We start from the raw sequence: 12,431 nt of genomic DNA on the forward strand, positions 1-12,431 counted from the left end.
TCGGGGGGTGAGGCGCGCCCGCGCCGAGGGGGGCAGACAGCCCTCCTGCCCCGTTACCCCTTGGGCAGCACGCCCGCTTCGATCCAGCCATCGACCACCGCCAGCGCCGCCTCGGAAAAGGCCGGGTCGTTGATATGCGCATCCATTTCGATCAGCCGCACATTCGCCGGACAGGCGGCGCGGATCTCGTCCACGAACGCCGCCAGCGCCTCGGGATCCGAGAGCGGGCCGCCGGGCCGGTCCCATTCGTTGCCGCCCTGCACAGGCAGCAGGCACACCACCGGCCCCGTCGCTTGTGCCAGGCGCTCGCACAGCGTGCGCGCCATCTCGCGGCGTTCCTCGGCATTCATGACGATCGAGGTCAGCAGCCGGTTATGCGCATGGGCCGGGCGGTCGAGCAGATGCTCGGGCATGGGCTGCCAGCCCACAAGGTCCACAAGGTCGTAGCACCCGATCGAGACGATCTGCGGCACGCCCGCGCGGCCTGCCGCCGTCAGCCGGTCGGGCCCCGCGCTGATGGCCGAACCATGCAAGTGGTTGGCCACTTCCTGCGGCGCGAAATCCAACACCGCCGCGAAAGCGCCCTCGGCGGCCAGCGCTTCGAAGGCGCGCCCCCCCATGCCGGTGGCGTGGAACACCGCAACCTCAAACCCGCGCTCTTCCAGCGCGGGTTTGAGCGCGACCATGTATCTCAGCACCGTCTTCCCGAACGAGGTCATGCCGATCAGGGGCCGGTCGCGCGACGGTTTCTCAACCGCCCGCGCTGCGCCCAGCACGGCGCCCGCCGCCTGTGACAACGACGCCTTGCAGACCGAGTTCAGTCCGTAAAGCCCGCCCGCCCACAGGATCATCTGCACATCTGCCGCCAGCCGCTCGGGCGGGATCATCGGAGAGAAGCTGACAGTCGAGACGATGTATTTCGGCACGCCCAGCGGCAGCGCCGCACACAGATCCAGCGCAAGATCCGTGCCCATCGTACCGCCCAGCACGATCACCCCGTCCACCACGCCCTCGGCCTGCAGCCGGGCTGCCAGCGTCGCGGCGCCGCGCGCCATGATCTGCATGGCGAGGTTTTCGTCCTCGCCCTCGATCGCCTCGGCGATGGACGAACCGCCCGCTTCGGCGACATCGTGCTTGGAATAATCGGTGGGCTGCGCGGGGTCGCCCAGCACACTGACATCCATGGTTGTCACCCCGCCCCCCTGCGCACGGATGACCTGGGCCAGATAGCCCAGTTCGTCCTGCTTGGTGTCGTAGGTGCCAACGACGAGAATGGTCCGGTCAGTCACAGCGAAATCCATGCGGTCTTGAGGTTCACATACTTGTCGAGCGCGTGAAGCGATTTGTCGTGGCCATTGCCGGACTGGCGGTGCCCGCCCAGCGGCACGGTATTGTCAGCGCCGCCATAAGTATTGACGTGCACGACGCCCGCGTCGATGGCCCGGACCATGCGATGCGCGCGGCTCAGATTGCCGGTCCACACCGCCGAGGCAAGGCCGTAATCGGTGCCGTTGGCGATGCGCAGCGCCTCTTCTTCGGTCTCGAAGGGCGTGATCGCGGCGACCGGGCCGAAGACCTCTTCGCGCGCCAGTGTCATTTCGGGCGAGACCTTGTCGAAGATCGTCGGCGCGTAATAGCTGCCGCCGGTCTCGGTCAGGATCCGCTCGCCGCCCGCCATCAGAGCGCCACCCTCTTCATGCGCCTTCTCGACGAAATGCTGCACGCGGGCGAGTTGCGCCTCGCTCGAAATCGCGCCCGCCTGCGTGTCCAGTTGCAACGGGTTGCCGATCTTCATCGCGCGGGCTTCCTGCGCCAGCATCTCGGCGAATTCCTCGTGTACCGAGCGCTCGACCAACAGCCGCGAACCCGCGACGCAGACCTGCCCGGAATTGCGGAAGATCCCCGCCGCGCTGACCTTGGCCGCCTGCCGCAGATCGGGCGCGTCGGCGAAGACGATGTTGGGGGATTTGCCGCCCAGTTCCAGATAGACGCGTTTGAGGTTCGAGCGCGCGGAATATTCCAGCAACCGGCGCCCGACGCCACCTGAGCCGGTGAAGACCAGCACATCGACATCCATATGCAAGCCCAGCGCCTCACCCGAGGTGGCGCCCGCGCCGGTCACGACGTTCAGCACGCCGTCGGGCAGGCCGCATTCGGCGCAGATCTCGGCCAGCCGCAGCAGCGAGAGCGAGGCCACTTCCGACGGTTTCAGCACCACCGAATTGCCCATCGCCAGCGCCGGGGCGATCTTCCACGCGCCGATCATCATCGGGAAGTTCCACGGCACGATGGCGCCGACCACCCCCACCGGATCGCGGTGCACAAGGCCCAGCACATTCCCCGCCGTGGGCGCGATCTCGCCACCGACCTTGTCGAGCGCCTCGGCGTAATAGCGGAAGGTGCCCGCTGCGCTCATCGGTTCGGCTTTGAAGGCCATCGAAATCTCGGTGCCGTTATCGCGCACGCCCAGAACGGCCAGCGCCAGCGCCTCGCGCTCGATCGCCTCGGCGATACGAAACATCACCTTCTTGCGCTCGGCCGGTGCAGCGCGCGACCAGACGCCCGACTGATAGGCCGCGCGCGCGGTCTTCACCGCAAGGTCCACATCCCCGGCCGAGGCATCGGCGATCTGCGTGAATTCGCGTCCGTCGATGGGCGAGGTTACGGGCAGCGACGCGCCACCCATAGCCGACACCCATTTGCCGCCGATGAACAGGCCCTGCGGGCCGACCGGCGTTTGCGCCAGCGCATCAATGCTGGACTGATCCATTCCGTTTTCTCCTCCAGTCGCGCCACAAACCCCAGAGGTGCAGCGCCAGAACAATGCAGATGAGGCAAAAGATTGCCATGGCAACGGGCCGGTCAATCCACGAATAGAGCGACCGGATCCGCGGCAGCGATGTGCGGAACTTGGTTTCCATGATGCCGCCCAGAACCATGCCAAGGATGATCGGCACGATGGGCAGGTTGAGCCGCTTCAGCATCACGCCCAGCAGCCCGAAGGCCGCCGCCATCATGCAATCGACCGCCGAGTTGCGCAGCGAATAGATGCCCACGAAGCTGAGTGTCAGGATAATCATCCCCAGATAGCGATTGGGGATCACCAGCACTTTCAGCAGCGGCTTCGTTGCCACCAGCAGAAAGGCCAGCGCGAGGATATTCAGCAAGGCAAGGCAGATATAGAGCGCCATGACGAAATCCATCTGGTCGCGGAACAGGCCCGGACCGGGGATCACGTTATGGACGTAGAACACGCTGAGCATCATGGCCGTCAGCGCCTCGCCCGGGATGCCAAGCGCCAGAAGCGGCACCATGGCGGCGGGCGGGACCGAGTTATTGGCGGTTTCCGAGGCGATCAACCCTTCGGGGCTGCCCCTGCCGAACAGCTCGGGCTTTTTCGACGTCGCCCGCGCGAAGCTGTAGCTGAGGAATTGCGAGGTGAACTCGCCCACGCCGGGGATGATCCCCATGATCGTGCCCGACAGCGACCCGGCGGTGGCGACGCGCGGGTGGCGGAACACCTCGCGGATGCCCTTGGCGACGCTGCCGCTGATTGTCGGCGCCTCACCGGGATCGTCCTTGCCGATCAGCAGCACGAAAGCCTGCGACACCGCGAACAGCCCCAGCACCACGACGATCAGGTCGACACCCTGCGTCAGGAAGCCCAGATCGAAGGTGAAGCGCTGGGAATAGGTGTTGGCCTCCATCCCCACAGTGTTCAGGAACAGCCCGAACATCAGCAGCGCCCCCGCCGCCAGCGACTGACCGCGATGCGCGACGACGACCAAGATGCAGCCCAAAAGCGCGGCAAGGAAGATCTCGCGCGAGCCGAACATCGGGGCGACCTTGGCCAGAACCGGTGACAGCAGCATCAGCGCGACCACGGCGAAGATCCCGCCGAAGAACGAAGAGCCGAAACTCAGCCCCAGCGCGCGCGGCGCTTCGCCCGCCTTGGTCATCGGGTAGCCGTCATAGGTGGTCAGCGCGTTGACCGGCGTGCCGGGCGTGTTGATCAGGATCGACGGGATCGAGCCGCCGAACAGGGCCGAGCCATAGATCCCCAAGAGCAGCGTCAGCCCGACGATTGGCTCCATGCCGAAGGTCGCGGGCAACAGGATGGCGATGGCCACGGCCGGGCCGACGCCGGGGATCGCACCGATGATCACGCCGCCGACCGACCCGGCGATCAGCGCGGCGATGACATCCCAGCGCGAGACGATGGCCAACGCGTCGATGAATGTGTCCAAGTCAGGACCCTCTTACAGATAGACGACAAGGAAATTGCGCAAACCCTGCGGCAGCAGGTCATAGACCGCGCCCCCCGGAATACGGACAGACAGCCCGGCCTTGAAGACCACGACGATGCCCAGCGCGATCAGCGGCGCCAGCAGCAGCGTCAGCCCGCGATAGCCCAGCCGGAACGCCAGCAGCGTGGCGAACAGGACCGAAGCGGGCAGATAGCCGATATAGGGCACCGCCATCACATAGATCAGGAACCACGCGACATACTCGCCCGCCTTGGCCCAAGTCCCCAGTTCGGCCAGAACGTTACCCCCGCCGGCCCGGGCGTTGCGCACCAGACAGGCGACCAGTTCTCCGGCGCCGAAAACCAGCATGCCGACGATAGCGATTAGCGGCCACAGGCCGGGTTGCCGGCTCCAGGGTTGTCCGTTGGCCCACGCGGTTTCCGACGACCACATCGCAGCCAGCGCCACCGCCACAAGGAACGAAGCAACGGCGAAGACGATTTCGGCGCGGTGATGGGGCGGGTGGGTCAGCTCTAACAGGTCGTGATGATCGTCGCTCATGCGGATCCCGTATCGAAAAAGGCCCCGGCGATGCGGTCGCCGGGGCCGGGTTGCTTACTCGGCGGTCAGTTCGTCGATCCGCGCCATCGTGGCGATGTCGCTCTCGATCTGGGCCGTGGCCTCGGACGTGTCCTGCCAGTAGATCTGCGCACCGGTTTCGGCGGCGAAGGTCTGCGCGCGCTCCGAGGCGATGGTCTCTTGCGCGACGGCGGCGATGGCGTCGATCACCTCTTGCGGCGTGTCCTTGTGCACAAAGAGGCCGTTCCACAGCGAAATCGCCAGATCCGGCGCGATCTCGCCCACGGTCGGCGCATCGGGCGCCAGTGCCAGCCGCTCGCCGGTCACCGAGGCCAGAATCGTCACATCGTCGAGGCAGGGCATGATCAGCTGGATCGTGGTGTTGATCACATCCACATCGCCCGAGGCCAGCGTGTTGCAATCGAGCGCGTCATAGGCCGCGTCCGCGCCCCAGCTGAAGCCCATCGTTTCAGCCAGCGCGAAGCTCACGGCGGTCGGGGTCAGCGCGGCGCCGAAATGGCCCAGCAGAACCTCGTTGTCCTGCGCATAGGCTGCCAGCTCGTCCATCGTCTGGAACTCGGACGAGCCCGAGGTCGCCAGAACGAAGGGATAGGTCAGAAAGATGCCCACCGGCACGAAAGGATCGGGGCTGAGCTCTTCGATCCCAAGGGTCGGCCCGACGACCGGCACGCCGATCACGAAGGACCCGACCATCGAGCCGTCGGCGGGCGCGCTGGCCACTTCGATGGCACCGGGGAACGGACCACCGCCACCGCCCGGACGGTTCACCACCGCCGCCGGCTGGCCGTAAGCCTCTTGGAAATCCTCGGCGATCATGCGGGTCAGCACGTCTTCCAGATCGCCCGGCGGCCACGGCACGATGAATTCGACCGGGCCTTCGGGATATTCGGCCAGGACCGCACCGGCGGGCAGCGCCATCGCTGCGGCCAGCGCAAGAGAGACGGGAAACTTCATCGGGATTCTCCTTGTCGGTTGTCGTTTGATCTTATGGTTCATCGGTTCATTATATACACCGACGTTTCAAAATTAGCTTGCGCGACGGTCCGGATTCGGTCAAGGCTTTTCTTGCGCCTGCAATGAGTGTTTTTCGCCCCGCCCGCCGGAGACCCGATGCGAACCGTCGAAAAAGCCCTGAGATTGTTGGATTTTTTCACCGACAAAGTGGTCGAGATCGGCCTCTCGGACCTTGCGCGGCAGTCGGGAATCGACAAGGCCACGGTGCTGCGAATGCTGTCGGATATGGCCGAATGCGGCTTCGTTGAGCAGAATCCCGAAACCAAACGCTGGCGCCTGGGCGCCGGGGTCCTGCGGCTTGCCCGGCTGCGTGAACACGCTCAGCCGGTCACCCGCGTGCTGACGCCGATCCTTGAAAAACTGGCGCAAGAGACGGGCGAAACAGCCCATGCTTCGCTGATCTCGGGCCGCGATCTCGCCAATATCGGCGTGGTCGAGCCCAGCCGCGCCAACCGTGTCTATATCGAACCCGGACTGGTCCTGCCGCTGCACGCCACCGCATCGGGCATCGCTGTCACCGCCTTTTCGCGACCCGAACAACAGGAACGCGTGCTGGCGCGGACGCTGACGGCGGTGACCGGCATGACCCCTACCTCGCGCGCGGCGCTTGAAGGCATGGTCAGCCGGGCCCGGGACCGGGGTTTTGCCGTGGCCGACCAGACCTACGAGGCGGAAGTCTACGGCATCGCCATGCCGATCTTCGGCCCCGACGGCTATGCAACGGGCGCGCTGGCGGTGGCGATCCCCGCCTCGCGCGCCGGAGAAGACCACGAACGCCAGATCATCGCCGCCCTCGAAACCGCCGCCCATGCTGCGACCACGCGGCTCGGCGGGCGGCCTTCAGCCGAACATCGCATCACATATTAAGGGAGCTTCCGATGCCCGCCACCAAACCCCGCGACGAAAATTTCCTCAAGGCCAACAACGCCCGCCACCTGTGGCACCCGATGACCCACCCGGCCGATCACCACAAGAACCCACCCACCATCGTCACCGGCGGTCAGGGCGTGCGGATCACCGATATCGACGGCCATAGCGTGGTCGACGGCGTGGGCGGCCTTTGGAACGTGAACCTGGGCTATTCCTGCCAGCCGGTGAAAGACGCGATTGCGGGCCAGCTGGACGAACTGCCCTATTACTCGATCTTCCGCGGCACCTCGAATGACAAGGTGATCGAGCTGGCCGAGGAACTGAAGGACTTCTTCGCCCCGGACGGTCTGTCGCGCGCCTTCTATACCTCGGGCGGCGGCGACAGCGTGGAAACCGCGCTCAGGCTCGCGCGGCAATACCACAAGATCCGCGGCGAGGCCGGGCGGGTGAAATTCCTGTCCCTCAAGAAAGGCTATCACGGCACGCATTTCGGCGGCGCCTCGGTCAACGGCAACGCCAATTTCCGCACGATGTACGAGCCGCTTCTGCCCGGCTGCTATCACATCCCGGCCCCCTATCCGTATCGCAACCCGTTCAACGAAAGCGATCCCGCGCGTCTGGCGCAGCTCTGCCTGCAGGCGCTGGAAGACGAGATCGCCTTTCAGGGCGCGGGCACGATCGCCGCGATGATCATGGAGCCGATCCTTGGCGCCGGCGGTGTCATCGTCCCGCATGAAAGCTTCATGCCCGGCGTGGCCGAGATCTGCCGCAAAAACGGCATCCTGCTGATCGCCGACGAGGTCATCACCGCCTTCGGCCGCACCGGCGCCTGGACCGGCTCGCGGCTCTGGGGGGTGCAGCCCGACATGATGTCGACCGCCAAGGCGATCACCAACGGCTATTTCCCCTTCGGCGCGACGATGATCTCCGACGGCGTGGCCGAGGTCTTTGAGAAGGACGAGACCGGCAAGGCCGCGATTGGCCATGGCTATACCTATTCCGGCCACCCGGTCGGCGCGGCGGCGGCTCTGGCCTGCCTTGCGGAAACGAAACGGCTGGATGTCGCGGCGAATGCCAAGGCCCGCGGCGACGAGCTTTTCGCAGGCGCTCAGGCCCTGAAGGAGCGCTATGACGTCGTCGGCGACGTGCGCGGCGGCTACGGGCTGATGGTGGCGCTTGAACTGGTCTCGGACCGCGCGACCAAGGCCGCGCCCGACAAGGCCACCGCCGCGAAGGTGCAGCAGGTCGCTTATGAAAACGGCGCGATGGTGCGGGTTTCGGGGCCGAACATCATCCTGTCGCCGTCGCTGGTTCTGACGGCGGACGATGTACAGGTGATCCTGAACGCCCTCGACGCGGGCTTCCGCGCGCTGTGAGGCTAAGAGAGGGGGGCTGTCTGCCCCCCTCGCGCTGACGCGCTCACCCCCCGAGGATATTTGGGGAACAAAGATGCGCGGTTAAGAAAAGGTAAAGGCGCGATCTCTCGACCGCGCCTCTCTTTCACTTTGCCGGACATACGCCACGTGGCCGACTGTGGCCCCGGGCTGAGCCCCGGGGCCTGCCGCTGGCGCGTTGTTCAGGCGTGGATCGCGCCGTCGCCGCAAGCAAGGGCGGCTTCACGCACCGCCTCCGAATAGGTCGGGTGCGCGTGGCAGGTCAGGGCCACGTCCTGCGCCGAGGCGCCGAATTCCATCGCCACGCAGATTTCATGGATCAGGTCGCCCGCGCCCGGGCCGATGATGTGGCAGCCCAGCACGCGGTCGGTCTTCTTGTCGGCGAGAAGCTTGACGAAGCCCTCGGACTGGAAGACGGCCTTGGCACGCGCGTTACCCATGAAAGGGAATTTGCCGACCTTGTAGTCGACGCCCGCTTCTTTCAGCTGTTCCTCGGTCTTGCCGACATTGGCCACTTCGGGCGCGGTGTAGATCACGCCCGGGATCACGCCGTAGTTGACGTGGCCATGCTTGCCGGCGATCACCTCGGCCACGGCCATGCCCTCATCCTCGGCCTTGTGGGCCAGCATCGGACCGACCACGGCGTCGCCGATGGCGTAGATGCCCTTGACGCTCGTCGCCCAGTGATCGTCGATCTTGACCTGACCGCGCTTTTCCATCTCGACGCCCAGATCGGCCAGACCCAGACCATCGGTGAAAGGTTTGCGGCCCGTCGCGACCAGCACGATATCGGCGTCGATCGTGTGTTCGCTGTCGTCTTTCTTCAGCGTGTAGGTGACGCTGGCGCCGCCGTCTTTCTTCTCGGCCTTCTGCACCGCTGCGCCGAGGACGAATTTGAAGCCCTGTTTGGTGAGGATCTTCTGGAAGTTCTTGGCGATTTCGGCGTCCATGCCCGGCGTGATCGCGTCGAGATATTCGACCACCGTCACCTCGGCGCCGAGCCGCTGATAGACCGAGCCCATTTCCAGACCGATCACGCCCGCGCCGATCACCACGACCGATTTCGGGATCTTGCCCAGCGACAGGGCGCCGGTCGAGGTGACGATCACCTCCTCATCGACCTCGACGCCCGGCAGCGAGGCCGCTTCCGAGCCGGTGGCGATGACGATATTCTTCGCCGAATGCACGTCGTCGCCGACCTTAACCTTGCCGGCCTCGGGGATCGAGCCCCAGCCCTTGAGCCAAGTCACCTTGTTCTTTTTGAACAGGAATTCGATGCCCTTGGTGTTTCCGTTCACCACGTCCTGCTTGTAGGCCTGCATCTTTTCCCAATCGACCGTCGGCGCGTCGCCCATCAGGCCCATCTTGGCGAAGTTTTCATGCGCCTCGTGCAGGTGGTGGGTCGCGTTCAACAGCGCCTTCGAGGGGATGCAGCCGACATTGAGGCAGGTGCCGCCCAGCGTCTCGCGCCCTTCGACACAGGCGACCTTGAGGCCCAGCTGCGCCGCGTGGATAGCGCAGACATAGCCGCCGGGGCCCGCGCCGATGACGATGAGGTCGAAGTCAGCCATGGTCAATTCCTTCCGTATGCCCCGTCCTGGGGCCAGTCCTAGGCAGCGCTCAGATCAGCGCCGCAATCAGCATCAGTATCGTGGCGAGAAATCCCACGAACCAGATGGCCGAGCGCCAGGGCACCCAGCCGAAGAGATAGGCGGGCACGTAGAGCACGCGCGCGCCGAGATAGGTCCAGGCCGCGCCCTGCGTCACGCCCGTTGACTGGCCGCCCTGCGTGACGACCAGCACCGCGATGGTAAACAGGATGAGGCCTTCGAAATGATTGTTCATCGCCCGGTGCGCGCGCCCGGCAAGGCCGGTCAGCTGCCGAGGCTCATCGCGCGGCGAGGCCGCGTATTTCGAGCCGACCTGCTGCTGAGCGGTAACTGAGAACAGCGCGAATTGCAGCGCCTGCAGAAGCGCCGCGAGGGTCAGGACGGTGAGTTCGGGTGTCATCATGCCCCTCAGATAAGGCCGAGAACCAGAAGCGCCAGCGTTGACAGCATGCCCACGCTGAAAATCACCGTCCGCCACGGCACCCAGGCCAGCGCGTAGGCAGGCACGTAGAGAACCCGCGCGGCGACATAGATCCATGCCAGAACGGCGGTCGCGGTCGAGGTCTGGCCCGCCAGCACCACGACCAGAACGGCGATGATGAAGGGGCCGACATTCTCGGTGAAGTTATCCGTTGCGCGGCGCAGGCGCTTGGTCAGCGGCGACAGGCGTTCGTCGAGGTTTTCGCGCGTGCCGGTATTGCCCTCGGCGCCGATATCGCGCGTCAGAAAGCGCTGCGCGACGAAGATCGTCCCGAAATGGACAAAGGCGAGGGCCGCAAGGGCGGCGAGTTCAGGGGTCAGGCCGGGCATCATGGGCGGATCTCGATTACGGTTCCATCGGGGACGAGCGACCAGATCTCGCGCATCTCGCCATTGGTGACGGCGATGCAGCCCGCCGTCCAGTCACGGGTGCGCTGCAGGGCGCCAAGGAATCCCCAGCCATTGTTGATGCCGTGGATCATGATGTCGCCCCCGGCGCTGCGGCCATGCGAGGCGGCATAGGCCACGTCCTGCTCGTTGGGATACGAGATGTGCAGGCTCAGATAGGCCAGCGAATTGGGGTTGCGCCAGTCGATGACATAGGTGCCCTCGGGCGTGCGACCGTCGCCCTCGAAGCGCTTCGGCCCGTCATTGGCGCCGTCGCCCATCGAGATGCGGTATTCCCGCATCGGCTGGCCCTGCCGGTACAGGATCAGGCGGCGCGCGCCCTTGAGGACAAGCACGAAATCGGCCTGTTCATGCGCCGGGGCCATGTCGGGCGGGCCGCGGCGGAACAGCTGCGCCTGCGCGTCGCTTGCGGTGCCGATGGCAAGGGCCGAGGCGAAGGACAAAAGAACGGTGCGGCGGTTCATGGCCGAGGGCTCCGGCGGATAGGGGCGGTGAGTGCAGGGACGCACCCTTGAGCATGGGTGCGTCCCTGCCTGTCGGTCTTACAGGTCCAGCAGCAGGCGCTGCGGATCTTCCAGCGCTTCCTTGACGCGCACGAGGAAGGTCACGGCGCCTTTGCCGTCGACGATCCGGTGATCGTAGGACAGCGCCAGATACATCATCGGACGGATGACGATCTGACCGTCCACCACGACCGGGCGGTCCTGGATCTTGTGCATGCCCAGAATCCCCGATTGCGGGGGGTTCAGGATCGGCGAGGACATCAGCGAGCCATAGACACCGCCATTCGAGATGGTGAACGAACCGCCCTGCATTTCCGCCATCGACAGCTTGCCGTCGCGGGCGCGCAGGCCAAGCTCGCCGATCTTCTTCTCGATGCCGGCAAAGCTCATCTGGTCGGCATCGCGCACGACCGGCACAACCAGACCCGACGGCGTGCCCACGGCCACGCCCATATGGACGTAGTTCTTGTAGACGATTTCCTGGCCGTCGATCTCGGCGTTGACCTCGGGGACTTCTTTCAGCGCGTGGCAGCAGGCTTTGACGAAGAAGGACATGAAGCCCATCTTCACGCCGTGCTTCTTCTCGAACTGCGCCTTGTATTCGTTGCGCAGCGCCATCACCGCCGACATGTCCACCTCGTTATAGGTGGTCAGCATCGCGGCGGTGTTCTGAGCGTCCTTCAGGCGGCGGGCGATGGTGGCACGCAGGCGGGTCATCTTCACCCGCTCTTCGCGCACCGCGTCATCGGCGGGAACCGGGCCACGCGGCACCGAGACCGGCGCAGGGGCCGAGGTCTGGGCGGGCGACGCCTTGGTGCCGTCGGACACCGCGCGCTGCACGTCTTCCTTCATAACGCGGCCGTCGCGGCCGGTGCCTTCGACCTGATCAGACGACAGGCCTGCTTCGGCCATCGCCTTCTTGGCCGAGGGGGCGTCTTCGCCCTTTTTCTCGCCGTCTTTCTTGGGCTCTTCCTTGGGCGCGTCGGCCTTCGGCTCTTCGGCGGGCTTGTCGTCAGCCTTGGCGTCGGACTTATCGTCCGATTTCGGCGCGGGGGCTGCGCCCTCGCCTTCCGAGATCATCGCCAGCAGAGCGTTCACGCCGACGGTTTCGCCTTCGGCGGCGATGATTTCCGACAGGGTGCCGGAAGCGGGCGCCGGAACCTCGACCGTCACCTTGTCGGTTTCCAGCTCGCACAGCATCTCATCGGCAGAGACGGCATCCCCCGGCTTCTTGAACCAGGTGGCGATGGTCGCTTCCGAGACGCTCTCACCAAGCGTGGGCACGCGGACTTCGATGCTCATGAT

12 protein-coding genes are annotated in these 12,431 nt (G+C 65.5%); 2 read left to right on the forward strand and 10 right to left on the reverse strand.

Annotated features, from left to right (window positions below):
* Positions 1-53: 53 nt before the first annotated feature.
* Genes JI664_RS14665 through JI664_RS14685 form a run of 5 tightly spaced genes read right to left on the reverse strand, consistent with a single transcriptional unit; the run spans position 54 to position 5,801 of the window.
* Complete coding sequence (locus JI664_RS14665) at positions 54-1,289, reverse strand: Tm-1-like ATP-binding domain-containing protein (RefSeq protein WP_349768733.1); 1,236 nt, start codon at positions 1,287-1,289, stop codon at positions 54-56.
* Entirely contained in the window at positions 1,286-2,770 is a 1,485-nt protein-coding gene (locus JI664_RS14670; RefSeq protein WP_207014495.1) for an aldehyde dehydrogenase, read from the reverse strand. The genes JI664_RS14665 and JI664_RS14670 overlap by 4 nt, the downstream gene beginning before the upstream one ends.
* A complete protein-coding gene (locus JI664_RS14675; protein WP_207014496.1) occupies positions 2,751-4,247 on the reverse strand; it encodes a tripartite tricarboxylate transporter permease in 1,497 nt (498 codons plus the stop codon). The genes JI664_RS14670 and JI664_RS14675 overlap by 20 nt, the downstream gene beginning before the upstream one ends.
* A gap of 12 nt (positions 4,248-4,259) precedes the next feature.
* On the reverse strand, positions 4,260-4,808 hold the full coding sequence (locus JI664_RS14680) for a tripartite tricarboxylate transporter TctB family protein (RefSeq protein ID WP_207014497.1): 549 nt from the start codon (positions 4,806-4,808) through the stop codon (positions 4,260-4,262).
* Positions 4,809-4,862: 54 nt separating this feature from the next.
* Positions 4,863-5,801 (reverse strand): tripartite tricarboxylate transporter substrate-binding protein, encoded by a 939-nt coding sequence (locus JI664_RS14685; RefSeq protein ID WP_207014498.1) that lies wholly within the window; start codon positions 5,799-5,801, stop codon positions 4,863-4,865.
* Between the two features lie 156 nt (positions 5,802-5,957).
* On the opposite strand from JI664_RS14685, the gene JI664_RS14690 reads away from it, so the two are divergent.
* Both JI664_RS14690 and JI664_RS14695 read left to right on the forward strand, forming a co-directional pair.
* Complete coding sequence (locus JI664_RS14690) at positions 5,958-6,728, forward strand: IclR family transcriptional regulator (RefSeq protein ID WP_207014499.1); 771 nt, start codon at positions 5,958-5,960, stop codon at positions 6,726-6,728.
* Between the two features lie 11 nt (positions 6,729-6,739).
* On the forward strand, positions 6,740-8,107 hold the full coding sequence (locus JI664_RS14695) for an aspartate aminotransferase family protein (protein WP_207014500.1): 1,368 nt from the start codon (positions 6,740-6,742) through the stop codon (positions 8,105-8,107).
* 200 nt (positions 8,108-8,307) lie between these two features.
* On the opposite strand, the gene lpdA is transcribed toward JI664_RS14695, so the two are convergent.
* The 5 genes from lpdA to odhB all read right to left on the reverse strand — a co-directional run bounded on the left by lpdA (position 8,308) and on the right by odhB (position 12,428).
* Positions 8,308-9,696: a dihydrolipoyl dehydrogenase gene (lpdA, locus tag JI664_RS14700; protein WP_207014501.1), complete on the reverse strand. Its 1,389-nt coding sequence runs from the start codon at positions 9,694-9,696 to the stop codon at positions 8,308-8,310.
* A gap of 49 nt (positions 9,697-9,745) precedes the next feature.
* Positions 9,746-10,135 carry an MAPEG family protein gene (locus JI664_RS14705; RefSeq protein ID WP_207014502.1) on the reverse strand — a complete coding sequence of 130 codons (390 nt, stop codon included), beginning with the start codon at positions 10,133-10,135 and terminating at the stop codon, positions 9,746-9,748.
* Between the two features lie 8 nt (positions 10,136-10,143).
* On the reverse strand, positions 10,144-10,548 hold the full coding sequence (locus JI664_RS14710; RefSeq protein ID WP_286174106.1) for an MAPEG family protein: 405 nt from the start codon (positions 10,546-10,548) through the stop codon (positions 10,144-10,146).
* Entirely contained in the window at positions 10,545-11,087 is a 543-nt protein-coding gene (locus JI664_RS14715) for a L,D-transpeptidase family protein (RefSeq protein ID WP_207014503.1), read from the reverse strand. The genes JI664_RS14710 and JI664_RS14715 overlap by 4 nt, the downstream gene beginning before the upstream one ends.
* Positions 11,088-11,165: 78 nt before the next feature.
* Positions 11,166-12,428, reverse strand: coding sequence for a 2-oxoglutarate dehydrogenase complex dihydrolipoyllysine-residue succinyltransferase (gene odhB / locus JI664_RS14720; RefSeq protein ID WP_207014504.1), 1,263 nt, complete (start codon positions 12,426-12,428; stop codon positions 11,166-11,168).
* Between the last annotated feature and the right edge of the window lie 3 nt (positions 12,429-12,431).

It is taken from the genome of Rhodobacter sp. NTK016B (assembly GCF_017303295.1).
Lineage (GTDB): Bacteria > Pseudomonadota > Alphaproteobacteria > Rhodobacterales > Rhodobacteraceae > Pararhodobacter.